Annotated in this window: 25 protein-coding genes and 2 pseudogenes; 16 read left to right on the top strand and 11 right to left on the bottom strand. The window is 72.4% G+C overall.

The genetic code is table 11. The features are described 5' to 3' along the window. From BG452_RS40515 to BG452_RS40505, 4 genes are all read left to right on the top strand, one after another. Positions 1 to 3,178, top strand: a 3,178-nt coding sequence (locus BG452_RS40515) for a M28 family peptidase (RefSeq protein WP_317621463.1), incomplete at its 5' end; no start/stop codon positions are given. Positions 3,179 to 3,348: 170 nt separating this feature from the next. After that, positions 3,349 to 3,627 carry an ankyrin repeat domain-containing protein gene (locus BG452_RS47945; RefSeq protein WP_317621462.1) on the top strand — a complete coding sequence of 93 codons (279 nt, stop codon included), beginning with the start codon at positions 3,349 to 3,351 and terminating at the stop codon, positions 3,625 to 3,627. Positions 3,628 to 3,876: 249 nt separating this feature from the next. Continuing rightward, positions 3,877 to 4,302 carry a hypothetical protein gene (locus BG452_RS47940; protein ID WP_317621461.1) on the top strand — a complete coding sequence of 142 codons (426 nt, stop codon included), beginning with the start codon at positions 3,877 to 3,879 and terminating at the stop codon, positions 4,300 to 4,302. Positions 4,303 to 4,422: 120 nt separating this feature from the next. Beyond that, a complete protein-coding gene (locus BG452_RS40505; protein WP_411293093.1) occupies positions 4,423 to 5,676 on the top strand; it encodes a cytochrome P450 in 1,254 nt (417 codons plus the stop codon). Between the two features lie 65 nt (positions 5,677 to 5,741). Here BG452_RS40505 and BG452_RS40500 read toward each other — a convergent pair whose 3' ends face one another. Beyond that, the gene (locus BG452_RS40500) at positions 5,742 to 6,461 is read right to left on the bottom strand and encodes a GbsR/MarR family transcriptional regulator (protein WP_188309359.1); all 720 of its coding nucleotides are present in this window, start codon (positions 6,459 to 6,461) and stop codon (positions 5,742 to 5,744) included. Positions 6,462 to 6,684: 223 nt separating this feature from the next. Here BG452_RS40500 and BG452_RS40495 point away from each other — a divergent pair, with 223 nt between their 5' ends. Beyond that, a complete protein-coding gene (locus tag BG452_RS40495; RefSeq protein ID WP_317621460.1) occupies positions 6,685 to 7,890 on the top strand; it encodes a serine hydrolase domain-containing protein in 1,206 nt (401 codons plus the stop codon). 97 nt (positions 7,891 to 7,987) lie between these two features. Here the strand turns inward: BG452_RS40495 and BG452_RS40490 are convergent, their stop codons facing one another. From BG452_RS40490 to BG452_RS40480, 3 genes are all read right to left on the bottom strand, one after another. Further along, positions 7,988 to 8,425 carry an SSI family serine proteinase inhibitor gene (locus BG452_RS40490; protein WP_188309357.1) on the bottom strand — a complete coding sequence of 146 codons (438 nt, stop codon included), beginning with the start codon at positions 8,423 to 8,425 and terminating at the stop codon, positions 7,988 to 7,990. Between the two features lie 147 nt (positions 8,426 to 8,572). After that, entirely contained in the window at positions 8,573 to 9,190 is a 618-nt protein-coding gene (locus BG452_RS40485; protein ID WP_188309356.1) for a hypothetical protein, read from the bottom strand. Positions 9,191 to 9,200: 10 nt separating this feature from the next. Continuing rightward, positions 9,201 to 10,472 (bottom strand): hypothetical protein, encoded by a 1,272-nt coding sequence (locus BG452_RS40480; RefSeq protein WP_188309355.1) that lies wholly within the window; start codon positions 10,470 to 10,472, stop codon positions 9,201 to 9,203. A gap of 222 nt (positions 10,473 to 10,694) precedes the next feature. Between BG452_RS40480 and BG452_RS40475 the strand changes: the two genes are divergently transcribed. Beyond that, a complete protein-coding gene (locus BG452_RS40475) occupies positions 10,695 to 11,111 on the top strand; it encodes a nuclear transport factor 2 family protein (RefSeq protein WP_188309354.1) in 417 nt (138 codons plus the stop codon). 93 nt (positions 11,112 to 11,204) lie between these two features. On the opposite strand, the gene BG452_RS40470 is transcribed toward BG452_RS40475, so the two are convergent. After that, positions 11,205 to 11,600 (bottom strand): cupin domain-containing protein, encoded by a 396-nt coding sequence (locus BG452_RS40470; protein ID WP_188309353.1) that lies wholly within the window; start codon positions 11,598 to 11,600, stop codon positions 11,205 to 11,207. Between the two features lie 52 nt (positions 11,601 to 11,652). Between BG452_RS40470 and BG452_RS40465 the strand changes: the two genes are divergently transcribed. Both BG452_RS40465 and BG452_RS40460 read left to right on the top strand, forming a co-directional pair. Then, positions 11,653 to 12,648, top strand: coding sequence for a helix-turn-helix domain-containing protein (locus BG452_RS40465; RefSeq protein WP_188309352.1), 996 nt, complete (start codon positions 11,653 to 11,655; stop codon positions 12,646 to 12,648). Between the two features lie 145 nt (positions 12,649 to 12,793). Then, the gene (locus tag BG452_RS40460; protein ID WP_188309351.1) at positions 12,794 to 13,366 is read left to right on the top strand and encodes a hypothetical protein; all 573 of its coding nucleotides are present in this window, start codon (positions 12,794 to 12,796) and stop codon (positions 13,364 to 13,366) included. Between the two features lie 68 nt (positions 13,367 to 13,434). Here the strand turns inward: BG452_RS40460 and BG452_RS40455 are convergent, their stop codons facing one another. From BG452_RS40455 to BG452_RS40445, 3 genes are read right to left on the bottom strand one after another with little or no spacing between them, the layout of a single operon-like run. After that, positions 13,435 to 13,575: a hypothetical protein gene (locus BG452_RS40455; RefSeq protein ID WP_188309350.1), complete on the bottom strand. Its 141-nt coding sequence runs from the start codon at positions 13,573 to 13,575 to the stop codon at positions 13,435 to 13,437. Further along, positions 13,572 to 13,817, bottom strand: a complete 246-nt coding sequence (locus BG452_RS40450) for a hypothetical protein (protein WP_188309349.1) — start codon at positions 13,815 to 13,817, stop codon at positions 13,572 to 13,574. Before BG452_RS40450 ends, BG452_RS40455 begins: the two co-directional genes overlap by 4 nt. After that, positions 13,814 to 14,176: an ATP-binding protein gene (locus BG452_RS40445; protein ID WP_188309348.1), complete on the bottom strand. Its 363-nt coding sequence runs from the start codon at positions 14,174 to 14,176 to the stop codon at positions 13,814 to 13,816. The genes BG452_RS40450 and BG452_RS40445 overlap by 4 nt, the downstream gene beginning before the upstream one ends. Before the next feature lie 229 nt (positions 14,177 to 14,405). Between BG452_RS40445 and BG452_RS40440 the strand changes: the two genes are divergently transcribed. The 8 genes and pseudogenes from BG452_RS40440 (at position 14,406) to BG452_RS40405 (ending at position 19,978) form a co-directional block, all read left to right on the top strand. Continuing rightward, a complete protein-coding gene (locus BG452_RS40440; protein ID WP_317621459.1) occupies positions 14,406 to 15,272 on the top strand; it encodes a helix-turn-helix transcriptional regulator in 867 nt (288 codons plus the stop codon). Next, positions 15,265 to 15,462 (top strand): DUF397 domain-containing protein, encoded by a 198-nt coding sequence (locus BG452_RS47935; protein ID WP_188309346.1) that lies wholly within the window; start codon positions 15,265 to 15,267, stop codon positions 15,460 to 15,462. The genes BG452_RS40440 and BG452_RS47935 overlap by 8 nt, the downstream gene beginning before the upstream one ends. A 230-nt stretch (positions 15,463 to 15,692) precedes the next feature. After that, positions 15,693 to 16,154, top strand: a pseudogene (locus BG452_RS40430) (transposase); the annotation flags it as partial. 99 nt (positions 16,155 to 16,253) lie between these two features. After that, entirely contained in the window at positions 16,254 to 16,898 is a 645-nt protein-coding gene (locus BG452_RS40425; protein ID WP_188309345.1) for a dihydrofolate reductase family protein, read from the top strand. Between the two features lie 334 nt (positions 16,899 to 17,232). Beyond that, positions 17,233 to 17,403, top strand: a pseudogene (locus BG452_RS40420) (DUF397 domain-containing protein); the annotation flags it as partial. Positions 17,404 to 17,570: 167 nt separating this feature from the next. Further along, entirely contained in the window at positions 17,571 to 18,152 is a 582-nt protein-coding gene (locus tag BG452_RS40415) for a hypothetical protein (protein WP_188309344.1), read from the top strand. 99 nt (positions 18,153 to 18,251) lie between these two features. Beyond that, positions 18,252 to 18,923 carry a HEAT repeat domain-containing protein gene (locus BG452_RS40410; RefSeq protein ID WP_188309361.1) on the top strand — a complete coding sequence of 224 codons (672 nt, stop codon included), beginning with the start codon at positions 18,252 to 18,254 and terminating at the stop codon, positions 18,921 to 18,923. Continuing rightward, a complete protein-coding gene (locus BG452_RS40405; protein WP_188309343.1) occupies positions 18,917 to 19,978 on the top strand; it encodes a HEAT repeat domain-containing protein in 1,062 nt (353 codons plus the stop codon). Before BG452_RS40410 ends, BG452_RS40405 begins: the two co-directional genes overlap by 7 nt. Before the next feature lie 3 nt (positions 19,979 to 19,981). On the opposite strand, the gene BG452_RS46640 is transcribed toward BG452_RS40405, so the two are convergent. From BG452_RS46640 to BG452_RS40390, 3 genes are all read right to left on the bottom strand, one after another. Beyond that, the gene (locus BG452_RS46640; RefSeq protein ID WP_223243455.1) at positions 19,982 to 20,746 is read right to left on the bottom strand and encodes a hypothetical protein; all 765 of its coding nucleotides are present in this window, start codon (positions 20,744 to 20,746) and stop codon (positions 19,982 to 19,984) included. Between the two features lie 70 nt (positions 20,747 to 20,816). Then, positions 20,817 to 21,512 carry a hypothetical protein gene (locus BG452_RS40395; protein ID WP_188309342.1) on the bottom strand — a complete coding sequence of 232 codons (696 nt, stop codon included), beginning with the start codon at positions 21,510 to 21,512 and terminating at the stop codon, positions 20,817 to 20,819. Further along, positions 21,509 to 25,753 carry an NEW3 domain-containing protein gene (locus BG452_RS40390; RefSeq protein ID WP_188309341.1) on the bottom strand — a complete coding sequence of 1,415 codons (4,245 nt, stop codon included), beginning with the start codon at positions 25,751 to 25,753 and terminating at the stop codon, positions 21,509 to 21,511. Before BG452_RS40390 ends, BG452_RS40395 begins: the two co-directional genes overlap by 4 nt. Positions 25,754 to 25,773 lie beyond the last annotated feature (20 nt).

Here is a 25,773-nt window from a genome sequence, read left to right as displayed (position 1 = left end):
GCTCACCACGGCGACCACCCTGACCGTACTGGCCGGCCTGATCGGCGCCACCGCCGCAACGGCCACCGCCGCACCCGCCCCCTCCCCCGCGCCGCCCAGCGCCCTGGCCGCCGCCGTCAGCGCCGCCGACGCGGCCGCCGCGGCCGGCACCGACGCCCTGGCCAAGGGACCGGGCGAGACCTACGAGCGGAAGACCGTCACCCCCTGGCTGAACGGCCTCTACTCCGTCTCCTACGAACGCAGTTACCGCGGCCTGCCGGTGGTCGGCGGCGACGCCGTGGTGCTCGCCGACGGCAGGGGCACCGTCCGCGGCCTCCAGTCCGCCGCCACCGGGCCGGTCGGCGGCTCGACGACCCCGCAGATCGGCGCCGCCCAGGCGGAGAAGACCGCGCGCACCAAGCTGCCGACCGTGGACACGGTGGAGTCCCGCCGCCTGGTCGTCCGGGTCAAGGACGGTGCCGGCCGGCTCGCCTGGGAGACGGTGCTCAACGGCCGTACCGAGCACGCGCCCAGCCGCCTGCACGTCTTCGTCGACGCCGCCACAGGCGAGGTGGTGGACAGCTACGACGACGTCGAGGCGGGCACCGTCGCCAGCAAGTGGAACGGCCCCGGCCCGCTCACCATCAGCACCACCAACTCCGGCGGCTCGTACGCGCTGCGCGACCCCGGCCGGCCCGGCCTGTCCTGCTCCGACAACGACACCGGCCAGGTGTTCACCAAGTCCTCCGACTCCTGGGGCAACGGCAACCCCTCCAGCCGGGAGACCGGCTGCGGCGACGCCATGTGGGCGGCCCAGAAGGAATGGGACATGCTCCGCGACTGGCTCGGCCGCAACGGGCACGACGGCAACGGCGGCAGCTGGCCGATCAAGATGGGCCTCAACGACGTCAACGCCTACTGGGACGGCAGCTCGGTCTCCATCGGCCACAACCAGGCCGGCGAGTGGATCGGCGCCCAGGACGTCGTCGGCCACGAGTTCGGCCACGGCATCGACCAGTACACCCCCGGCGGCGCCAACAACGAGAACGGCCTCGGCGAGGGCACCGGCGACATCTTCGGCGCGCTCACCAAGGAGTACAACAACGAGCCCGCGCCGTACGACTACCCCGACTACCAGGTCGGCCGCCAGATCAACCTGGTCGGCCAGGGCCCGATCCGCAACCTCTACCAGCCCTCCCTGGTCAACAACGACCCGAACTGCTACTCCTCCGCCATCCCCAGCACCGAGGTGCACGCGGCCGCCGGCCCGCTGAACCACTGGTTCTACCTGCTGTCCAACGGCTCCAACCCGGGCGGCGGCAAGCCCACCAGCCCGACCTGCAACAACTCCGCCGTCACCGGCATCGGCGTCAAGCAGGCCGGCCAGGTCTGGTACGGCGGCATGCTGCTCAAGACCAGCGGCATGACGTACAAGCGCTACCGCACCACCACCCTGACCGCCGCCAAGAACCTCGACCCGAGCTGCACCTTCTACAACCGGACCAAGGCCGCCTGGGACGCCGTCAGCGTGCCCGCGCAGAGCGGCGACCCGAGCTGCACGCCGTCCGGCAACAACGACTTCTCGCTCGCGCTCGGCCCGGCCGCCGGATCCGTCCAGCCCGGCGCGTCGACCACCGCGACGGTCTCCACCGCCGTCATCTCGGGCACCGCGCAGACCGTCAACCTGACCGCCACCGGCGCCCCGACCGGGGTCACCGCGACGCTCAACCCCTCCTCCGTGCAGACGGGTTCGTCCTCGACGCTGACCCTCTCGGCCTCCTCCGGCGCCCCCGCCGGGACCTATGTGATCACCGTGACCGGCACCGCCGGCGCGGCCACCCACACCGCCCAGTACACCCTGACCGTCGGCGGCGGCGGCACGCCCGGCGGGCCCGCGCCGGACATCGACGTGGCCAGGATCCAGGCCGACCTGGCCCAGCTGAACACCATCGCCAACCAGAACGGCGGCAACCGCCGGGCCGGCAGCGCCGGGCACAGCCAGTCCGTGGCCTACCTCAAGGGCAAGCTCCTGGCGGCCGGCTTCACCGTCAGCGAGCAGACCTGCACCTCCTGCACCTACCAGTCCGACAACCTGATCGCCGACTGGCCCGGCGGCCCGTCCGACCAGGTCACCATGCTCGGCGCCCACCTCGACAGCGTCTCGGCCGGCCCCGGCATCAACGACAACGGCTCCGGCTCCGCCGTCCTGCTGGAGAACGCCCTCGCGCTCGCCCAGCAGAACCCCACCCTGACCCGGCACGTCCGGTTCGCCTGGTGGACCGGCGAGGAGCAGGGCCTCCAGGGCTCCCAGTACTACGTCGGCCAGCTCGGCTCCACCCAGCGCTCGGCGATCAAGGCCTACTACAACTTCGACATGGTCGGCTCGCCCAACGCCGGCTACTTCATCAACAACCTCACCTCCGCGGCCTCCGCGCCGATGAAGGCCTACTGGGACTCCCTCAACCTCCGGCCCGAGGAGAACGTCGAAGGCCAGGGCCGCTCCGACGACTCCTCCTTCCAGCAGGCCGGCATCCCGACCTCCGGCTACGCGGCCGGCGCCAGCGCCGTCAAGACCTCGGCGCAGGCCGCCAAGTGGGGCGGCTCGGCCGGGCAGTCCTACGACTCCTGCTACCACCAGTCCTGCGACACCACCGGCAACGTCGACGCCACCGTCCTCAAGCGCAACGCCAACGGCGTGGCCTACACCCTCTGGAAGACCTCCGTCGGCGGCACCACCCCCGCCAACGACTTCTCCCTCGCGGTGAACCCGGCCACCGCCACCGTCAAGCCCGGCGCCTCCACCACCGCCACCATCGCCACCGCGACCACCTCCGGCTCCGCCCAGACGGTCAACCTCACCGCCACCGGCGCCCCGGCCGGGGTCACCGTCTCCTTCAACCCGGCCTCGGTGCAGTCCGGCGCCTCCGCCACCATGACCGTCGCCACCGCCGCGTCCACCGCGGTCGGCACCTACACCATCACCCTCACCGGAACCGGCTCCGCCACCCACACCACCAGCTTCACCCTGGTCGTGGACAGCGGAACCCCCAACCCCGGCAACGCCTGGACCCCCGGCACCACCTACCAGGCCGGCGACATCGTCACCTACAACGGCGTCAGCTACCGCTGCGTCCAGGGCCACACCGCCCAGGTCGGCTGGGAACCGCCGATCGTCCCCGCCCTCTGGCAGCAGCTGTGACCCACCCGGGCCGCCCTGACTGACCCCGCCGAGCCGCTGCGCCGCGATCCGTCGAGGGGGACGGACCGCGGCGCAGCCGTGTGTGCTGCCGTCCGGCGGGCCGCGTTGTCAGTCCCGCGTGCTTTCGTGTGCGCACGAGTATCCGAGGGCCGTGGGACCGAGGAGGCACCATGACGGGCTGGACGAACGTGACCTGGGACGGCTGGCGGGACGCCGCGGGGATCCGCGCGCACCTCGACTCGGGCGCCGACCCGGACTCCTTCGGCGACGACCGCCGGCCCCTGCACCGGGCCGTGCGCTACGGCTCACCCGAGGCAGTGGCCGAACTCGCCCGCCGGGCGGCGGACGTGGACGCACTGGAGGACGGGACGACAGCGCTGTGGGAGGCCGTGCTGTCCGACCGGCCGGACACCGCGAGGGCCCTGGCCGCCGCCGGGGCCGACCCCTAGCGCGCCCAGCTCGGCGGCTGGTCCCCGGGCCGGCTCGCCCTCGCCGGGCCGGTCCCCGACCTCTTCCCGCTGCCCGCGGGCGAGCCCGGGCTGACCGCCGCCGAGCAGGCCGCCGCCCGGCGTGCGCGACAACTCATCGCCGCCATCGGGGACTTCTACTACGACGGCACCGGGATCGCCTGCATCGCCGGCATCGACGCCGCCGAGGCGATCCACCGCCTGGCCGGCACGCCGGTGGACGAGGCGTTCATGGCGGACTTCCTCGACGAACCGCACCCGTTCCGACGCGCGGAGAGTCCGCTGCTGGTCGGTGTCACCACCGTGCCCGGCGGCTGCATCGTCACCCAGCCCTGGGGCTTCGCCCCCACTTCCTGCCGCACGATGGCCCGGCTGACCGCCGGCACCGTCGGCTACAGCATGTTCGCCAACCCCAAGAGCGGAAACCAGGGCCACGCCTACCGCGACGGCAGGGAAGACGGCTGGCACCCCCACCCCGGCGGCTCACCCATGGCCGGCCACACCCGCGAGGAGGTCCTCGCCTACTACCTCTACCGCCACAACGCCATCGCCCACGCCTGCGCCTTCGCGGGCCTCCACCCCACCGACGCACGCGCCGTCACCGGGCCCGCGGACACCTGGATACGCCTGCCCGAGCGCGGCTACGGGGAAGGCTGACCAGCCCGGGCCCGGCCGGCGAAGTGACCTGGCGTGACCGGGTGGCAACCCAGCTGACGTAGAGTCGGGCGCCGGGCGAGCCCGCCCCGACCTTCGTCAGCCGAGTCGAGGAGACCCCTGGTGACCACGGACGCCGTGCCCGTACCGGAACTGGCCCCCGAGGCCGTCGAACAGTGGCGGGCCGAGGAGGCCCAGCTGGTCGAGCTGCTCGCCCGGGCCCAGCGGGGCGTCGGCGGCATCGCCGCCTTCCGGCTCGGCGGGCCGGCGCCGACCGTGCTGGTCACCGACCCGGCCGCGGTCCAGCACGTGCTGGGCCGCCACCCCGACCGGTACGTCAAGCGCTCGCACCGGGCCCGGATGCTCGTCGGCGACGGCGTGCTGTCCGCCACCGGCGAGCCCTGGAAGCGCCAACGGCGGCTGCTGCAGTCCCAGTTCACCGGCACCGGGATGCGCCGCTACGAGCAGCGGATCGCCGCCGCCGCGCGCCGCACCGCCGACCGCTGGGAGGGGTACCGGCGCACCGGGGAGACCTTCGACGTGGCCGAGGAGATGCGCGGCTTCGCCCTGGACACCGTCTGGCGGGCGCTCACCGGCCTGCCCCTGGACGACCGGACCGACGCCGAACTGCGCTCGGTGGAACGGGTGGTGTCCGTGATGCCCACCCTGCCGACCAACGCCGCCGACGCCCGGGACGCCGTCGCCGAGGACCTCGCCCGGATCGACGCCGTCGCCCAGGCCGCCATCGACACCGCCCGCACCGCAGACCCCTGCGGAGACGGCGGCGAACCGGGTGTGCTGCGCGTGCTGCTCGACGCCGCCGAGGAACACCCCGAGTACACCGACCGGTTGATCCGCGACGAGCTGGTCACCCTGCTGGTCGCCGGTCACGAGACCACCGCCACCACCCTCACCTGGCTGTTCCTGCTGCTGGAGGACAACCCCGGGGCGCGCGGGGCCGACCCGCAGGCCCTGGTCAGCGAGACCCTCCGGCTCTACCCCTCCGCCTGGATGCTCCCCCGCCACGCCGTCCAGGACGACGTGATCAACGGCCACCACATCGCCGCCGGCACCGACGTCCTGGTCTGCCCGTACCTCACCCACCGCGACCCGGCCCTGTGGCCCGACCCGGAACGCTTCGACCCCACCCGGTTCGCTCCCGGTGCCGCCCGCCCCGCCCACCTGGGCGCCTACCTCCCCTTCGGCCTCGGCGCCCGCGCCTGCCTGGGCACCCAGTTCGCCCTCCGGGAGACCACGGCGCTGCTGGAACTCCTGCTCCCGCTGGGCAGCGTGGAGTTCCGCTCCCGCCCGGCCGGCGCGGCCTACAGCATCACCGTCCGCCCCGACGGCCCGACCCCGGCGGTGCTGCGCCCGTAACCGGCGCCGTCCCGGGCCGCCAACGGCTACCGGCCCTGGCCGCTGACGAGCGGGCGCCCCCGGCGCTAACGCCCGGTCGGCCGCCCCTGGGCGGAGCGCCGCCGCTCCACCGCGTGGACGAGGTCGGTGCCGATCTCCGCGAGGAAGTCCGCGGCCGTGTCGAGCCGCTGCCCGGCGGGGGTGGCCGCGCCGAGCAGGTCGGCGCCGTCGCGGGCGAACTCGGCCAGCAGGACGTTGCGTCGGGCGCTGGCCAGCATCGAGCGGTACCAGACGTCGGAGTCGATCTCGTACTGTTCGCGGCGGCCGTGGCCGTCCCGTTGGCGGCGGATCAGCCCCTGGGCCTCCAGGTAGCCGACCGCCTTGGAGACCGACGCCGGGCTGACGCCGAGGCGCTGCACCAGGTCGGCCGCGCTCAGGCTGCCGTCGTCGGTGACGTACAGACTGCTGAGCACCCGGGCCACCATGCGCGGCAGGCCCATCTGCTCCAGCAGGTCGGCGAAGCGGCCCGCGAACGCGGCGATCGCGGCCGGGTCGCGCCCGTCCGTCACGCGCGCTCCGTCCCCGACGGGCCGGGGGCGGCCCGGCCGACGGCGGGCCCGCCGTACGGTGGCGCGCTGGGCGGTCTCCGCGCGGTAGCGGCCGGGTCCGCCGTTGCGGGCGATCTCCCGCGTCACCGTGGAGGTGGGGCGGGCGATCAGCCGGGCGATCGCCGCGTAGTCGAGCCCCTTGGCAAGACCGGTGGCGATCGCGAGGCGGTCCTGCGGGCTCAGCCTGGCGCCTGGCACGGGCGGCTCCTTTCCTCTGTCCTCGGGACGCTCAGGACGAGTATCCGGATGCGGGGGCCGGTTGCAACCGCGATTGCATTCGTCGTCAGGCCCATTGCAATGATTGACCGCCTCTGACCTGCGCGTTCATCGGCGTTGCGACGATTGCTTGTTGATGGATCGTCGAATCCGACCGTACGTTCTTCACCGACGACGAAAGCCCGACACACCAGGGGGACCCACCGTGAAGACCACCGCCCGCACCGCCCTCACCGCCGCCCTCGCCACCGTGGTGGCCGGCGCCCTGCTCACCGCCGCCCCGACCGCCTCCGCCGCTCCCTCGGCTCACCGGCACGACGGCCACCAGGCCCTGCAGACCGCGCTCGACCAGGCCGTCACCGAGGCCCACCTGCCGGGCGCGATGGCCCAGGTGCACGACGACGGCGCGACCTGGTTCGGGCAGTCCGGCACCGCCGACCAGGACACCGGCCGGCCGCTCCGCCCGCAGGACCGGTTCCGGATCGGCAGCACCACCAAGACCTTCGTCGCCACCACGCTGCTCCAGCTGGAGGCCGAGCACCGGCTGAGCCTGGACGACAGCGTCGAGCACTGGCTGCCCGGCCTGGTGGACGGCAACGGCTACGACGGTTCGGCGATCACCATCCGCCAGCTCCTCAACCACACCAGCGGGATCGCCAACTTCGCGTCCGCGGACCAGGTCAGTGCCGAGTTCCAGGGCGATCCCTTCCTCCAGCACCGCTTCGACACCTTCACCCCGCGCCAGCTGGTCCAGCTCGGGATCAGCGTCCCGCCCAAGTTCGCCCCCGGCACCGGCTTCGTGTACTCCGACACCAACTACGTGCTGGCCGGCCTGATCGTCGAGCAGGCCACCGGGCACGGCCTCGGGCAGGAGATCGCCGACCGCTTCACCAGGCCGCTGCACCTCAAGAGCACCTACGAGCCCGCCGGGGACGACACCGGCATCAACGGCCCGCACGGCCGCTTCTACTCCAAGCTCGGCGTCTTCAACGACCCCACCCACCCCGTCTACGACGTCACCGAGCTCAGCCCCACCTGGGGCTACGGCGCCGGCGACCTCATCTCCACCGTGGGCGACCTCAGCACCTTCTTCCAGGCCCTGCTGGGCGGCCGCCTGCTGCCGCCCGCCCAGATGGCCGAGATGTTCACCATGCAGGACCCGGGCAACGGCTGGATCCCCAACTCCCACTACGGCCTGGGCATCGGCTCCCTCACCCTCTCCTGCGGCACCGTCTGGGGCATGGGCGGCGCCATCAACGGCTCCTGGTCCTACACCTTCGGCACCCGCGACGGCCGCCACCTGCTCGCCACCTCGGTCAACGGCGACTGGGCGGACGGCCTCCCGTTCGGCCCGGTCTCGGTCTTCGACAAGGAGCTCGAGGCCGAGTTCTGCGCCACCCCCGAGGCCTGACCGCCGGCCCAGCCGGGCGTCGGGCCGAAACGCGGGCGTGGCCGCTCCCGAACCCGGGAGCGGCCACGCCGTGTGTGCGGGCGAGTCAGAGTCGACCTCAGAAGCCGAGGACGTCGCCGGTGAACTTGGTCAGCTCGCTGCCGTTGACGTAGGTGTGCGACCAGTTGACGGAGCCGGCACCCCAGTTGCCCTGGGCGGTGGCGGTGATCGGCGCCTGGAGGGCCATGACCATCCAGGTCGGGTGCACCAGCAGCTTGCTGAAGTCACCGTTGACGTGGGCCAGTTCGCCGCAGGCGGCGTTCGGGTCGGTGACGGTGCCGGTGCCGGTGATGGTGGTTAAGCCGGAGCCGTCCTGGGTGGCGGAACAGGACAGGTCCGCCGAGGTGGTGTTGCCCGCCTGGTCGGTCTTGGTCAGGTGGATCGAGCCGAGCTGCGTGGTGTCCGTGGTGGCGGCTTGGGCGGTGCCGGCCATGAGGATCATCGAGGCCGCGCCGGTCGCCAGGAGGCTGGTGACCGCCATTGTCATGCGTCGCATTTGTGATGCCTTTCCTCTACGTTGCCCGGACTTTGTGTGTCCGGGCAGCTGCGTGCGCTACGCAATCAACCGAAAGCGAGCGAAGCGTTACGCTCAGATGAACATTCATGTCGGGCGCATGTCAACGCCTCACTTCTGTCACCTGGCTCACACATCCGAGGAGATCACCGGCGCTGACCCAGCGTTCCGGGCGAGGAAGTGCAGCAGATTGGCGAAGCCCCGCGCGTCGTCGATCGCCTTGTGGGTGTGCTCCACCCCGCCCAGCCAGTGCGGCGGCAGCTTCGGCGACGGCAGATCCGCCGCCGGGCGCCCGGTCAACGCCGCCGTATAGGAGCGCAGGCACAGCGCAGGCCCGTCGAAGAGCCGATCCTCCTCGTACGGCCCCTGGTGCAGCCCGTACGGGGTGAACCGGCGCAGGTAGTAGTCCATCCACGTCCCGTCGAAGGACAGCGGCGCGGCGGCGAACGCCCGCAGCCCGGGCAGCGACCGGATCCACTCCACGTAGCGGCCCATCACCTCCACGACGGGCTCCGGATTCGCGGTCGCGGCCTCCCAGGTGCCCGGTTCGGAGTCGAACCACTCCCTGGTGCGCGGGTTCGGCGCCGCGCCCGGGAGCGGTTCGAGGACGGCCTCGAACTCGCCGAACGTCCGCCCGTCCATCGCCGTGGCGACCGACGCGAAGGACCGCATCGAGTTGGGCCCCGCCCACGGGCCGTCGACCTCGATGTCCGTCACCACGTACGTCCAGTCGCCGAGTTCACTCATGCGCCCGACGCTACCGACCCCGGCCGCCCGCTTCGGCCCGGATGCGCAGCATGTGATCGATCTCGCTGAGCCGCCCCGCGCCGGGGCTGCGGTGGTTCCTGATGCCGCGGCGGGTCTCTTCGAGCACCGGCGTGCCGCGCTCGTCGCCGCGCAGCGCCAGGGCGGCGGCGGCCTCGACCCTGGCGGCGGGGTGCGGGTCCACGAGGTGGCCCGCCAGGACGGCGCGCAGCTCGGGGGTGTCGACGGGCGCCAGGGTGAACGCGTGGAGCGCTGACACCCGGGTGTCGGGTACGGGGTCGGCGGCCAGGCGCAGCAGGGCGCCCAGCAGTTCGGCGTCGTCAGGCGAGCGGAGGCCCCGGCCGGTGTACAGCTCCGAGGCGACCTGTCGACGGACGTCCGGGTCGGGGTGGCCGGCGTGCACCAGGATGGCCCGGAACTCGTCGCCGGAGCAGTAGCCGGAGTAGGCGGAGATGACGGTGCGCAGGGCGCGCGGGTCCTGCTCGCTGGTCAGCAGCGGGCGCAGGAACTCGGCGGCCTCCCGTTCGAACGGCAGGTCGGGTGCGGGCTCCCCACGCAGTTCCTCCTCGGTCGGCGGATCGATGCCGAAGCCCATGAGGTTGATCGTGTCGAGCCCGAATCGCCGGCGGGCCGGCGAGGACCGGTCTTCGGCGAGATGCCGCGCCCAGTCGAACAGCCCGGGGTCGGTCCGGACACGGCAGGCGAGCTGGAACACCGACTCGGACCAGTCGTCGTGGTCCGGCCGGGCGTGGACCAGGGCGCGGGCCAACAACTCGTCCCGCGAGCGGTGGATCCCGAGGGCGGCCTCCAGGTGGCCGACGATCGCCCGGTGGGCCGGGGGCGGCCCGGACTCGTCGCCGGCGACGGTGTCGGCGTCGGCGTCGGCGTCGGCGTCGGCGTCGGCGTCGGCGACGCAGGCCCCGGCGACGATGCGCCCCTGGGCCACCCGGAGCGCCCGGCGGTGCGGGCTGTCCGCGCTCAACGGGTCGCCGCTGGAGATCAGCAGCGACAGCAGGACCGAGTACGCCCCGCGCTCGGCCGCCCAGGTCACCGGGTCGATCCCACCGGGCCAGGGGCGGGCCGCGTCGACGCCGTCCTCGACGAGCCGCTGGACCACCTCGTGGCGCCCGGCCCGCGCGGCGGCGGCCAGCAAGGCGACCCCGTCGTCACCGGCGAGTTCGTGCCCGGGCACCTCGTCCAGGAGGTCGAACACCGTGGGGTCGTCGCCGCGCTCGACGGCGGTCAGCAGCGGGGGTAGGTGCACCGGGCGATTCTGCCGACACCGACGGGCAGGTGGCGAACGGCTTTCGGCCTGTGCCGTCCGCCGCCGGTGAAACCCGGTGGCGGACCGCCCGGTTGTGCGGAAGGATCACGGGGGCATGGCTCGTTCGCCCCCCGGTACCGCCGGGGTTCGCCGCTTCGGAGCCGTACCGCTGACGGATCGACGCTCGGCTCGGCCCTCCACGGCGGGCCGGAGAGGACGCGCGTGGCACTCGCCCTGGCCGACCGCCTGGCCATCACCGAACTGGTCTCCCTGCACGGCCACTTGGTCGACGACGGGAGCCTCGACCGGTTGGCGGAGGTGTTCACCTCCGATGTCGTCTACGACCTCACCGACTTCGGCCAGGGGCCGCTGAACGGGGTCGCGGCCGTCCGCGAGGCGGCCTGGGCGCTGGGGGCGGCCAACCCCCTCGCGCATCACGTCACCAACGTCGTCGTCACGGCGTCGCCGGACGGCCGGGTGCGGGTCCGGTCGAAGGGGCTGGGGATCAGGGCGGACGGTTCCTGCGGGTCCGTGTCCTACGACGACACCGTGGTGCGTACGGCGGAGGGTTGGCGGATCAGTCACCGCACGGTGTCGGCCCGGCGTGCTCCCCTGGGCGGGATGACCCGGTCCGACTGATCACGAGCGCCGGAGACGGCGGAGGCGCGTCAGGCCCGTCCGGCGCGTCAGGCCCTGCCAAGCGCGTCAGGCTCGCCCAGCGTGTCCGGCCCGTCAGGCGTCCAGGGCATGCCCGGTGGTCGCGTCCACGTGGGCCGGGACGGGGTCGTGGCGGTCGCCCACGGTGGGGGTTCCGGTGGGTTCGAACAGGAGGATCGCGGCGCCGGTCGGGGCGTGCGGCTTGTGCTCCGTGCCGCGCGGGACGGTGAAGACGGCGCCCTGGGGGAGCACGACGGTGCGTTCGCCGGCGGGCTCGCGCAGGGAGATCCGCAGTTCGCCGTCGAGGACGAGGAAGAACTCGTCGGTGTCGTCGTGGGCGTGCCAGAGGTGTTCACCCTCGACCTTGGCGATGCGGACGTCGTAGTCGTTGACGCGGGTGACGATGCGGGGGCTCCACAGGGCGTCGAAGGAGGCCAGGGCCTGGCCGAGGGCGATGGGTTCGTTGCTCATGGGCTCATCCTGGGCCGCCCGGGGTGCTCGGTGTGAGTGCTAGAAATGGCGTATGCCGCAAGGATCCTCGCAGTCAGCGCGCCCGGCGGGCGGCGTGCACCGGGTCGTCGTGATCGTCGACGAGAACTCGAACCCCTTCGAACTCGGCTGCGCGACCGAGGTGTTCGGCCTGCGCAGGCCGGAGGTCGGCCGTGACCTCTATGACTTCCGGCTCTGCTCCCCCGAGCCCGGCATCCTGATGCGGGACGGGTTCTTCACCCTCACCGGGGTCGCCGGCCTGGAGGCGGCCGACACGGCGGACACCCTGATCGTGCCCAACCGCCCCGACGTCGAGGTGCCCCGCCGGCCCGCCGTACTGGACGCCGTCCGGCGGGCGCACGCGCGCGGCGCGCGCCTGGTCGGCTTCTGCAGCGGCGCGTTCACCCTGGCGGAGGCCGGGGTCCTGGACGGGCGCCGGGCCACCGCGCACTGGCAGTGGGCGGATTCCTTCCGGGCCCGGTTCCCGTCCGTACGGCTCGAACCGGACGTGCTGTTCGTGGACGACGGCGACATCCTGACCGCCGCGGGCAGCGCGGCCGCGCTCGACCTCGGGCTGCACATCGTCCGCCGTGACCACGGCGCCGAGGTGGCCAACGCGGTGAGCCGACGGCTGGTGTTCGCGGCCCACCGGGACGGCGGCCAGCGGCAGTTCGTGGAACGGCCGGTGCCCGACCGGCCCGACGAGTCGCTGGCGCCGCTGCTGGCCTGGGCTCAGGAACGGCTGGACGCGCCCCTCACCGTCACCGGCCTCGCGGCGCGCGCGGCGGTCAGCCCGGCGACCCTGCACCGCCGGTTCCGCGCCCAGTTGGGGACGACCCCGCTGGCGTGGCTCACCGGGGAGCGGCTCGCCCTGGCCTGCCGGCTGATCGAGCGCGGCGAGCCCCGGATGGAGGTGGTCGCGCGGCGCAGCGGGCTCGGTACGGCCGCCAACCTGCGGGCGCTGATGCACCGGGCGACGGGCATCTCCCCGTCGGCGTACCGGCAGCGGTTCGGGCCGGAGGCGAACTGACGGGGCGGGGCGCACCCTTCGATGAACTCGCCATGTCCATGATGGCCGATTCTCCGGATTGACGCTGCCGACCGTCGCCACAAGACTCCGTCCCGTCAGCAATCCACTGCTGCGAACGAACACCACTCTGACGAGGAGTCGCCCCATGCGATCCAAGATCACGGTGTTACTGAGCGCCGCCTTCCTGGCCCTCTTCACAGCGCTGCTCGGCGGCGCCCAGGCCACAGCGGCCCCGGGTACGGCCACCTTCACCGCCCAAGCCCGCGCCGCCGGCCTGAGCGCCGACCAGGCCGCCTCCCTCCAGGCCAAGGCGGACAGCTACCTCGCCACCGCCGGCGGCGCCCAGGTCGCCCCCAACCGGATCCAGCTCGCCGGCGCGACGGTCTACCTGACCGTCCCCGGCGAGGACCACCCCCGCGACCTGACCGGCGCCGGAGCCGCCTCCTACGACCCGTGCGCGGGCGGCGGCGCCGACTTCAAGCACATGTGCGCCTACCGGGGCACCTGGTACTCCGGCGACGAGGTCGACATGTACAACTGCGGCCGCTACTACTTCAGCACCTGGTCCGGCTCCGGCTCCTGGGACAACAACCAGACCGGCGGCACCGTCGCCCGCATGTACGGCCCCAGCGGCGCCTGGGTCTTCTCCACCCAGCCCGCCCACAGCCAGGACCCGAACGGCAACTGGTCGCCGGTCCACAGCGTCGTCAACTGCTGACCCGGCAGCCCTGACCCCCCTTCGCATCGGCCCCTCGCCCCCACGGAGGCGAGGGGCCGATGCGCGCCTCACCTTGCGGCCTCCTGCCGCTCGGGGTCCGTGCGGTCCTCCGTCCCCTGCATCCGGAGGGCGGTGACCACGCCCAGGACGACGGTGGCGAACGCGAGCGCGAGGAGCACGGCGAAGGCGGCGCCGATCAGGAACCTCATCCGCGCCCGCTCCCCTCGATGTCGCGGAGGAGGTGGAGGAGGTTGAGCAGAGTACTGACGGGCGACTTGCCGAAGTCGACCAGGATGCGGCCGTCGAGGGTGGTCTCGCGGGTGTCGGCGGAGCCCCAGAGGAGCCCGTACGGGAGGCCACGGCGGTGCAACTCGCCCAGCAGGGAGGTGATCTGGGGCTTGGTGTAGTCGCGCATCCGGGGGCCGTCCGGGGCCACCGAGTCGCGGGTCACGTGTCGGAGTCCAGCTCGTACCAGACCGTTTTACCGCGCTCCTGCGGGTCGACGCCCCAGCGGTCGGTCAGCCCTTCGATGAGCTGAAGGCCTCGGCCGGTCTCGGAGAGGCCGGAGGGGGTGCGGGGCTGCGGGAGCCCGTCGTTCTCGTCCGAGACGCAGACCCGCAGGGTGCGGCTGAGGAGGGAGAAGCAGACGACGGGCGAGGCGGTGTCGCCGTGCCGCCAGGCGTTGGAGATGAGTTCGATGAGGGCGAGTTCGGCGTTGAAGATCGCCTCGGGGTCCCAGTCGTTGCGGCTCAGGATGTCCCGCAGGGTCTGCCGGGAGAGGGTGAGCGAGGGGGTGTTACGGGTGCACACGAGAACCTCCGTGAGGCTGTGGTGTGGGGAGAGGTGCGCTGCAAGAACGGCAGGCGCGGGGCATTGCTGACGATCCGTCGGATCCATCTGCCAACGACCACAGCCTAGAGCGAGATCAAGTTTTACCCCTAGCCCAGATCTTCCCTCTATCGTGTGACCGACCGCCTCAGATGGACCGACCGGCGAGCCGCGCGGCAGACTGGGGCTACCCCCGCCCTGGAAGGAAGCCATGGCTCCACGCGCGAACCCCACACTCCGTCAGCGACGGCTCGGCGCAGAGCTGCGAAGGATGCGCGAGCAAGCCGGCTTCGGCGGCAGCGAACTCGGCCGCCTCGTAGGCATGAGCCCGGCACAGGTGACACAGATGGAGGCCGGGAGAATCGGCATCAGCGTGGACCGACTGCGCACGATCGCCGCGACATGCATGTGCGTCAACGAGCCCCTGATCGCCGCGCTCTCGGACATCATCACGGAGCGCGAGAAGCCGGGCTGGTGGGAGGAGTATCGCGGAACGCTTTCCTCGGACTTCGTCGATGTCGCGGAGTTCGAGGCCCAGGCGCGAAAGCTCACCGTCTACACGATGGCATTCGTCCCCGGCCAGCTCCAGACCGGGCCCTACGCCGCCGCCGTCTTCGCCCAGAGCTTCCCGCCACTGCCTCGCCACGAGATCGACCTCAGGACGGCCTTCCGAATGCAGCGGCAGCGCCTGATCCGCTCCGGTGCGCTGCCCTACTCAGCGTTCATCCACGAAGCAGCACTGCGCATGCGGTTCAGTGGGCCGGCCGTCCTCACTGAACAATTCGACGCCCTCATCGAAGACTCTGAGCGGCCGACCATCTCAGTTCGAGTCGTTCCATTCGACATCGGCGCCATGCCAAGCTCCAACGAGAACTTCGCGTACGCCGATGGGCCGGTGCCGGAACTCGATGGGGCACAGGTGGATACGAGTCTCGGCATCCGAATCTTCGACGCTCCAGCCCACATGGCAAAGTTCCGCTCCCTGCTCGCCCGACTCGATTCCGGCGCACTCTCGGAGTCGGATTCCCGAGACTTCATCGGAAACATCAAGAAGGAAATGGAAGGCAAGTGTGAATAGTTCTGCGTGGCGGAAGTCCAGTTACTCCGGTTCGAACGACGACTGCGTCGAAGTACGAACGCAGGACAACGGAGTGGTCGAACTCCGCGAGTCCGACGACGGCGAGGTCATAGTCCGCACCACCGCCGCCAGCTTCGCCAGGTTCCTCCAGGCTGCCAAGACCGGCGAGTTCGACCATCTCGCGATCTGAGAGAAGGGCGGCCGGGATGGCCAGTGCTGTGACCGAGAAGGTTCACCGGGTTGGCGGTGGTGACGTCTGAACCGGTTGGATGTCGGTGGACATCCGATCTGGTGCGGGGAGGCGTGGGTGGCGGAGCTGGTCAAGGTTCGGAGACTGACCGATCAAGAGGGCCGGCAGTTACAGCGGATCGTGCGCCGGGGTAGTACCAGCTCGGTGCGCTATCGGCGGGCGATGCGTGCGTCCTGGAACGCTTCCCCGACCGCACGTTCGCGTTCGACGAGTTCGGCCCACTCGGCATCCGCCCCACCGCCGGCACCTGCTGGGCCGAACAAGGCAAGCCGGACCGGCTCCCGGCGACCTACCACCGCACCCACGGCGTGACCTACTTCCGCGGCTGCTACTCGGTCGGCGACGACACCCTCTGGGGCGTCAACCGCCGCGGCAAGGGCACCGCGAACACCCTCGCCGCGCTCCGCTCGATCCGGGCCGCCCGCTCCGACGGCGCCCCGGTCTACGTGATCCTGGACAACCTCTCCGCCCACAACGGCAAGAAGATCCTCCGCTGGGCGAAGAACAACAACGTCCACCTGTGCTTCACCCCGACCAACACCTCCTGGGCGAACCCGATCGAGGCGCACTTCGGACCCTTGCGGCAGTTCACCCTCGCCAACTCCAACCACCCCAACCACACCGTCCAGACAAGCACCAGGTAGCCCAATTTCGGCCGGTCACGGACGCAGCGATGAGTTTTCCCGGCCCGGAGTGTCTTACCACCGTTATCGACAACACAGGAGGAACACGTGGCTCAGCTACTGAGAGTCCAGAACTTCAACGTCTCGAGTGACGGAATCGGCGCCGGTGAGGACCAGAGCCTCGAGCGTCCGTTCGGCCACGTCCACCCCGAGAGGCTGTTCGCATGGGCCGGCGCCACGGCGAGCTGGCCCATGCGCACCGACCCCGGAGGGAGCCGGGGCCTCGACGACTACCTCACGCGGGACTACGCGCGCAACATCGGCGCCGAGATCATGGGTCGCAACAAGTTCGGGCCCCAGCGCGGGCCCTGGCGCGACCACGAGTGGCGCGGCTGGTGGGGTGACAAGCCCCCGTTCCGCACCCCGGTGTTCGTCATGACCCACCACAAGCGTCCTTCGTTCACGCTCTCCGACACCACGTTCCACTTCGTCGACGGCGCCCCGGCCACGATCCTCGAACAAGCGCGGAAGGCGGCGCAGGGCAAGGACGTCCGACTTGGCGGCGGGGTCGCCACCATCAGGCAGTTCCTCGACGCCGACCTCGTCGACACCATGCACGTGGCGGTCTCACCGGTGAAGCTCGGGACCGGACTACGACTCTGGGAGTCACCCGATGAGCTGCTCGACCGGTTCCATCTCGAGGTCGTGCCCAGCCCGAGCGGTGTGACGCACCACCTGTTCTGGCGAAAGTGACACGAGAGCCCACTCGGGGACGTCAGCACGGCCGATGCGCGCGTTTCAATAGATGATCACGTAGTTGCGGGCGAGTTACCGATACAGACCGCGGTACTCGTCCGCAACTCTCAAACAGCCGCGCCGTTCGCGAGCGGTGCTCAGCTGAACAGGTCAAATACGGCCGCCGCGAACCACGACCTGCCGCAGCCGCCGTCCTCCTCATCCGCCACCACGCGCCCCCTGACACCACGTCACATGCACGCCCCCTCATCCAACCCGCTCTGGCCTCCGAACGCGACCACCAACCCGGCAAACCTTCCCGGCCCAGAGCACTAGCTCCGCATGGCAGAAGTCCAGTTACTCCGCCACAAACGACAACTGCCTCGAAGCCCGCACGACCGACGGGCTGGTCGAACTCCGCGAGTCCGACGACGGCGACACAGTCGTCCGCACCACCTCCGCCAACCTCGCCGAACTCCTCCAAGGCGTCAAAGCCGGTGAGTTCGACCACCACACCACCTGACCGGGCGGCCCTTCGCTCCGCAGAGCGAAGGCCGCCCTCGACGGCAAAGCCGGTGGCCCGACTGGTTGCCGGTCCCCCGTAGTCGATCTGCTGGGAACGCCGTGTCATGCTGACCGACACCAAGCGACCATGATCACCGTCGCTGCAAGCAGACAGGGGGATTGCCGATGCGGCTCCCATGGCGCCGTCGCCCCGTCGGGCGCTCCCAGCGGCTCCTCGACCTCGCGGGCGTCAAGCCCGGATCGGTGGACGACACCGACGATCTGGAGGTGTCCCGCCAGGTCGCCTTCCGGGCGGCCCGGCGGGATCACGGCGCGACCGCCGAGATCCTGGCGGCCGTCGAGGAACTCCTGGAGGACCAGGCCGAGTACGGATTCGTCGTCGCGTTCCTGGAGAACCTCCAGAACCTGGCGTCCCACCGCCTCGACACCTTCCGGCCGCTCGACGGCATACGCCCGCTGCTCGGCCCCCGCAGCGCGATCTGCTGGGACACCGTGGGCGACTTCTGGTCTGCGGTGGCCGACTGGCGCGCGGGCACCGGCGTACCGCTGGAGTCGTCCGCCCGGATCCTCGGCGTCGAGAACGAACAGCTGCGGATGCTTCTGTGGACGACGAACCGGACCCTCGCCACCGGCGAGAAGCTCGGGCTCGCCGACGCGGTGCGGTACGAGAAGGCCGTCGGGTCGCCCATCCCCGGGTACAGCCACATCGATGTCGCGCTGCGGATCGCGGCGCAGGGCCCAGCCTGACCGCAGAACGGTTTGACCTTGTCACCGTGACAAGGTGTCCACTGGGCGCAGGAGGTGGTCCCGATCAACACCACAGACGGAACCGAGCAGCACACCCGCATGGTCAAGGCCCTGGGCACCGAGGACTCGTCGGTCCGACTCCAGGCGGCCCTGGCGGTCGGCTCGAACCCCGACCCCGGCCTCCTGGAGGCGCTGGTCGAACGGTGCGCGGTCGAACCGGACTTCTTCGTACGGGACATGCTGTCCTGGGCGCTGACCCGCCTCCCGTCCGAGGTCACCCTGCCCCGGATCCGCCGGGAACTCGACTCCGAGCACGCCCAGGCCCGCAGTCAGGCCCTGCACACGCTCTCCAAGATCGGCGACAAGAGCGCGTGGGCCTGGATCACCCGCGACATGCTGCGGGACGCCGACGACGAGGTCGCGCGGACGGCGTGGCGGGTCGCGGTCGTCCTCGTCCCCGAGGACGGGAAGGCGGACCTGGCCGACGAACTGGTACGGCAACTCGGCCGCGGCGACCGCAACGTCCAGCTCAGCCTGAGCCGGGCCTTCGTCGACCTCGGCCCCGTGACCGAGCCCGCCCTGGAGCAGGCCGCGGCCGACCCCGACCCGGCGGTGGCCGAGCACGCCCATGCCACCGTGCTGCTCCTTCGGGACCCGGAGACCGGGTTCGACGCGGCGCTCTTCGAGGCGAAGCGACTCGCCGCCCTCGGCCCGGAACGGGCAGCCGTCATCGCTTCCGCCGCCGAGGCCGCGGAGACCCCGGCGTGCTGATCGGTGACGTCGCCCGCCGCTCGGGGGTGAGCACGCGGATGCTCCGGCACTACGACGCCCTCGGCCTGGTGCGACCGACCGGCCGCACCGTCGGCGGCTACCGCGAGTACTCCGACGAGGACGTCCGCAGGATCTTCCACGTGGAGAGCCTGCGGTCCCTCGGGCTCTCGCTCAAGCAGGTCGCCCGTGCGCTGGAGGATCCGGCCTTCACGCCGTCCGAGCTGGTCAGCGACCTGATCCGGTGGGCGGAGGACCGTCTGGAGCGGGAACAGGAGCTGCTCAGGCGGCTCCGCACGGTCGATGCGTCGGCGCCCACCGGCTGGCAGGACGTCCTGCGCATCGTGGAGCTCCTGCAAGGGCTCGACTCGACCAGCGCCGCGCGCCGGCAGCAGGCCGTCCTGACCCGTCCGGAGGGTGTGCCGGTACCCGCGGAGCTGCTGGCCGGGGCCGTGCTGTCCGAGTCCGACCCCAACGTCGCGGGCGCCCTGCGCTGGGCGCTCGCCCGCTCGGGCGGGGACGGCATGGCGGCCCTGGCCGCCGGCCTGCGGTCGGACGACGTCGACGTCCGGCGCCGCGCGGTGCGGGCGATCACCGAGATGCCCGAAGCCCCGGGCACGACCCCCGTACTCGCGGACGCCCTCGGGGACCGGGACCCGACCGTACGCAGGCACGCCGCACTCGCCTTGGGCAGGCGCGGCGTGACCGCGGCCGTGCCGACGCTCGTCGCCATGGTGGTCGAGGGCTCCTACGACGTCGACGCGGCGGAGGTCCTGGGCACGCTGTCCCGGGACCCAGGCTCCCGGCACCCAGGCTCCCGGGACCGGATCACCACCGCACTGGCCGACGAACTCGCCTCCCCCACCGCGGACTCCGCGACCCGGATCCGCCTCACCCAGGCCCTGGTCGAACTGCCGGGCACCGATGCGCAGGAGGTCCTGCGCCAACTGACCCACGACGAGGACCGCGCCGTCGCCCTCGTCGCCTCGGCCCTCCTCGGAGCCCTCGAAGAGCGGTCCTCCGACGAACCGTCCCCTGGGGCCCGAAGCGCCGACTGAGCCTCATGCCCGGAGGACTTGCCCCGCCGTCTCCCGGATCGCGGAAGCCAGCACGGCGGGAGCCACGACGTGGGCGACGTGCCCCTGGCCGGCGAGCGTGACGACCCGCGCGTTGGGCAGGGTCGCCGCCAGGTCGGACAGGCGCTCGCGCAGGTGGGCGGGGCTCTGGTCCCCCTCGATCAGGGTCGTGGGGGTTTCGAGGCCCGCGAAGCGCTCGATACCGACGCCGAGCGCGTCGATCGCCTCGTCGTCCGCGATCTGCGCCGCCGCGAAGGCGGAGCACGCGGCTCGCGCACCCCGGTCGGCGAGCAGCGCGTCGACCATGCTCGCGGGCACCCGGACGATGTCGCGCAGGTGGATCCGCACCGCCTCGACGGGGTCACCCGCCTCCAGCGCGGCCCGGGCCCGCACTCCCGCCGCCCCGGCGACCAACTCCCGGGTGGGCAGCGGTGGTTCGCCCGCGATCGCGAGCCAGAGCCCGTCCGCCCTCAACCGTACAAGGGCCGGGCGGACATCGGGATACAGGTCGTCCTCGCCGAATGCCTCGGGCTGACCGGCCGCCGCCCGCTTCTCGCGCTCCTCGTACAGGTCGAAACCCGGCCGAAAGACCTGGAACGTCTCGCGGTAGTCGCGGCCCTCCGCGATCACGGCACCGAACTGGGCCACGAAGGTGTGCCGAGGCACGCCCAGCCAGTCCGCCCAGGTGCCGTACTCCCGGGTCTCGTCCACCAAGCACTCACCGACGTCGAACACCACTGCACGAATCATGGTCGCAGCCTGACGAAGCCATCGGGCCCGCCGCGCTCGGGGCGAGCGCGGCGGGCCTGACCGGTGCCGCTCAGTGGCGGTGGTGGTTGTCGGGTTGGGCCGGGTCGCCGGGGTGTTCCAATCCCGGTACCAGGGTGAGGCGTTGGGCGCGTTGGTAGTCGAGCCAGCGGACGAACTCCGTTCGGCGGGCGGCTTCGCGGAGGGTGGGGGTGGGGTCGGGATTCTGCGGTATGGCGAGGGTGGCGAGGAGCATGGCCGTCCAGGGGCCGATGGTGACCCACTCGCCCGGCGGGGCGGTGCGGAGGGCTTCGGCGAGGGCGGTCGGGAGGGTGTCGGGGTCGGCTTCGAAGCTGCCGTCGGGGAGGGCGAGGTGCCAGCGGGTGGCCGGTGGGCGGGCGGTCATGCTCCGGTAGTGGGCCAGGTCGGCAGGTGAGGGGTCGATGCCGGCGGTGACGTCCTGGTAGACGGCCCGGACGGCGGCGCTGCCCTCGTAGGCGGCGGCGGTGATGGAGCCGAGTTCGACGGCGGCTTGTTGATCGAGCCGGGCGGGTCCGACCGGGGCGACCGGCAGGGCCCGCTCGGTGGCGACCGCCTCGCAGAGGGCCTCGGTCAGCAGCACCTGGGCGACCCACCGGACCAGCTGGCGGTCCTCCGAACTACCGGGCTGGGGCAGGGCGGTGGAGCGCGGGCCGGTCCGCAGGGCGGCGAGGCGCTCGTCCAGAGCCGCCCGGGAAAGGGGCTGTCCGTCGAGCAGGCCGAGACTCATGCCTCCACCACCAGGGCGACGGTCGGGGCGTACTGGCAGCGGCCGAACCACATGATCTTGGCGAGGGCCCAGTACGCGCCCGGGTCGATGGACTCGGGGGCGGTGACGGCGAAGTCGACGGTCACCGAGGAGTCCGCCGGGACGGTGAAGCCCCGGACGGGCTCGGCGATCGCCTCCCAGGTGCCCCACGGGGAGACCAGCTGCAGCTCGCCCCGGATCTCGCCTCGGGTGCGGTTGGTCAGCGTCAGGGTGAGGTCGGCCCGGCCGCCGGGGGCGACCCGCAGCGTCTCGGCGGAGACGTCGACGGACAGGCCGGTGTCCCGGCCGGTCGCCGCCTTGGTGCCCTGCGCCGCCGTCCAGTCCTCGGGGGCCTCGCCGGGGACGGGCAGCAGCTCGGGCAGGTCGCCGACCGCGATCGTCACCACGTCCTCGATCTGCTGCCCGTCGTGCTCGATCCGGACGGCGGCGAAGTGGAGGCCGGCCGGAACACCGGCCGGCGGGGTCACGGTCACCGGGAAGCGCAGGTGTCCACCGGCCGGGAGCCGGTACGGTCGGCTGCCGACGCTGGTGGTCCACCCCTTGGGCGCCAGCACCGCCGCCGTACCCTCCACCGCCGCGTCCCGCAGCTGCGAGGAGAGGGCGACCGACAGCGTCACCGCCTCCCCCGCCGTCCGCAGCAGCCCCGGCGAGGCCCCGACCGACACCGGCAGGTAGCCGAGCGGCGCCGGGCCCCGGTTGTGCAGCCAGTAGCGGGCGTGGACGGGCTGGGCGGGTTCGGCGACCGGGCCGAGCACGGGGCTGCCGGCCCGGCCCGTCACCCCGGGTAGCGCCAGCAGGGTGGCGATCTGCGACCCGGCCAGGTCGAGAGCGTCAGCGGTGGCGGCGAGCGGCCGTTCGAGCAGGTCGGCGGGCCGTACGTCGTCCAGTCCGAGTGCGCCGCCGAGGCGCGCCGTCCGCCCGAGGCCGGTCGACTCGACCAGCCGGACGGTGAGTTCGCCCCCGGCCGGCGCGGCCGAGCCGTGGGCGATCGGGTTCCCGGCCGGCTTGAGCGCGCCCAGCAGCACCTCGCGCTGCGGTTCGACCCGCAGCCAGGACAGGGTCCGGGGCAGCGGCCCGTCCTGGGCGTCCAGGAGCCGCGCGTACAGCGGGTGGTTGAACTCCTGCCCTTGCGCGGGCAGGGTCTGGGTTCGCCAGTCACCGTCGCCACCGACCAGCGCGTAGCTGAACTCGTGGGTCCAGTGCTGGAGTTGGAAGGAGGCTCCGTCCGGCAGGGTGCGTCGGGGCGGGTCGATCCAGACGCCGGACGGCCAGCCGGTGCAGGAGCGCATCAGCGACAGGTGGAGCGCGCCGGTGGTGTCCACCGCGAAGCCGGGCAGACCGAAGCTGAGCAACGCCACGGTGTGGTCGGCGAGTTCATCCGTGACGGGCACCGGGCAGACGGCGGTGATCCGGGCGTCCGCGAGGTCGTCGACCAGGGCCGGCACGTCGGTGACCACCAGGGCCGGCAGCGCGCGCAGGTCCCGCAGGTCGGCGTCCGGCCGCCACACCTCGGCGAGCGGGGTGAGCGCGGGCACCCACACCGCGCCGTGCGCCTTCAGCGCGGCGGCGTACTCCTCACCGGCGCGTTCGATCAACTCCCGTGCGGCGTCGTTGACTTCCGGTCCACCGACGACGATCCGGAAGTCCGGCAGGTTGGAGTCCACGTCCAGCCAGCCGTACCGCGCCCAGTCCGCCCCCGAGGTGGTGGCGGTGACGCCGACCCGGGCCAGGGCGACCACCAGCGGGCGGGCGTCGGCGGCGTCGTCCAGCGTCGGAACGACCACCTCGGCCACGCCGAGTGCCCGTGCCCCGGTGACCTCGCCGGAGGCGGAGGTGAGGACGGCCCGCGCGGTGGCGCCCAGCCCGAACCAGGTGTTGGCCGGGTTGTCCAGCGTCCACGGCGCCTCCGCCGAGTCGACGTCGGGCAGCGCGAAGCCGCGCCCGACGACCGCCCCGGCGACCTCGCTGACCGGCAGTCCGCCGGGGACGTCCACCGGAAAGCGCAGTCGCAGCAGCCGGTCGGCGCCGGAGTAGTCGAGGACCCTGGTCCGGCAGTCGACGCGGTCCAGGCCGCGCCAGAGCGTCACCGTCTGCTCGTAGCGGACGTCGTCGACGGTGCCGGCGATCACCAGCCGCTCGCCGAGCGGGCCGGTCTCCCGCCGGACGGACGCGGCGGTGCTCCCGGAGCCGACCACCGGCCCGCTCGGCACCAGGTGCCAGGGGCCCTCGCCGAAGTCGGGGTGCTGCGGGTACTCCTCGTACACCCGCAGCTCGTTGCCGATCCGGCCGTCCTGGATCAACTCCCGGTCGTGCAGCCGGTCGTAGACGGAGGACAGCCCGCCGCCACGCGCCGGGTCGGCCGTCACCCGGTACCGGCCGCCCTCGATGGTGCAGGCCCCGCTCGTGCCGCCCTGGATCGGCACGCCCTCCGCCGCCGTCCAGACCGGTTCGGCGGCGCCCTCCACCAGCCGCCAGGTGCGCCAGCCGAGCGCGGGTACGTCCTGCGCCAGGAACCGCAGCGTCCCCCGGTCGACGGCGCTCGGCACCGGCGCGCCCGTCTCGTCCAGCACCCGCACCGACCGGGCACCGTCCGGGAGTTCGAGGGCCACCAGGTCCGTCCGGTCGAAGGACAGCGTGTTGGTCACCACCACCGCCGCACCGAAGTCCGCCGGACCCGAGCCCGCCGCCCCGAAGTCCGCCGTGGAGATCCGGGCCGTCAGCGCGTCCAGCGCCGCGTCCCGGACGGCGCAGGCCAGGTCGTACGCCTCCCGCCAGCCGCCCAGCAGGTCCAGGTACACCTGGTCCGACTCGGAGCCGGTGATCGCGTCGTGGTGCGCGCCGTAGGCGAGTTGGCGCCACACCTTGTCGAGCGCGGCGGCCGGGTAGCTCCCGAGCCCGTTGACGACGGCCAGCGCGGCGAGCTTCTCCGCGTCCACCGCCGCGACCTCGCCCGCCCGCTGGGCCTGCTTGGTGTCGATGTAGGAGACGTCCTTGCCGGTGTACACCGGGTTCATGTCGCGGGTCTGCGGGCTGGGCCGGCGCCCGGTGGCGGCGAGTTCGGCCCGGACGGCGTCCAGGAAGTCGCGCGGAGTGGCGCAGACGAAGCGCGGCCACAGGTACTTGTCGGCCCAGGAGCGGTGGATCGCGGTGACCCACTTGTTCGGCGGGGTGTAGTCCGTCCCCACCGGCAGCAGCAGGTTCTTCGTCGCCCCGACCGGCTTGAGCTTGCGGTACAGCTCGTACACGGCCTGCTCGGCGGTGGCGAGGTCGGGCGAGGAGTCCATCCACCAGCCCGCCGAGTAGTGGTGCGGCATGTAGTGGGTGAGCACGCCCTCCCCACCGGGCGCGATCCACTCGAACTCGCTGGGGAACTGCATCACCCGGGCGTCGTCCTTGCCCTGGCGGAAGTTCTTCTGGATCGGGCCCCACTGGTGGAACGGCCCGCGGGCCCAGGCGCTACCGGTGAGGCCGGCCGCGGCGAGGTGACCGGGGAACTGCGGGTCGTGCCCGAACACGTCGAGCTGCCAGGCGGTTTGCGGGTCGCCGCCGAGGATGTCGCGCTGGTAGCCGATGCCGTAGACGAGGTTGCGGATGGTCGTCTCGGCGCCGGTGAGGTTGGTGTTCGGCTCGTTGTAGGTGCCGCCGACGAGTTCGACCTGTCCGCGCTCCATGAGCGCCCGAAGCACCGAGCGCCGCTCCGGGTGCTGGTCGAAGTACGGCTTGAGATAGTCGACTTCGGCGAGCACGAACTTGTACACCGGGTCCCGCAGGGCGAGGTCCAGATGGGCGTCGACCAGGGCGAAGCCGTTGCGCTCCCACAGCGGCCGGGTGGTGGCGTCGGCGGCCAGCAGCTCCCACGGGGAGGTGTAGGCGGCCTGGGTGTTCCACCAGACCGGGTCGTAGTGGAAGTGGGAGACCAGGAACATGGTCCAGCCGGGCTCCGCCACCTCCACCACGGCGGCGGCTTCACTCGACAACGCCCGGACGGTGACGGGAAGTCGGGTGCCGACGGCAGCTCCGGTGATCTCCAGGGGGACTTCGACCAGCCCCGTGCCGGTCGCCTCGCCGCGCACGCCCGTCCCGCTGACGGTGATCCGGGCGGCCGGCCCCTCGATCGTCACCCGCAGCAGCTGGCGCGGGGCGTCCTCGGGGCCGGTGAACAGGTCGGTGCTCTCGACGGCGGTGATGGTGGTGACCGGCACGGGGGTGATCCTTTCGGTAC

Source organism: Streptomyces sp. CBMA123, from assembly GCF_014596465.1.
In the GTDB taxonomy this organism is placed as follows: Bacteria; Actinomycetota; Actinomycetes; order Streptomycetales; family Streptomycetaceae; genus Kitasatospora.
Note: the sequence above shows the minus strand (reverse complement) of the source record. Positions and strands in the feature narration are given on the sequence as shown.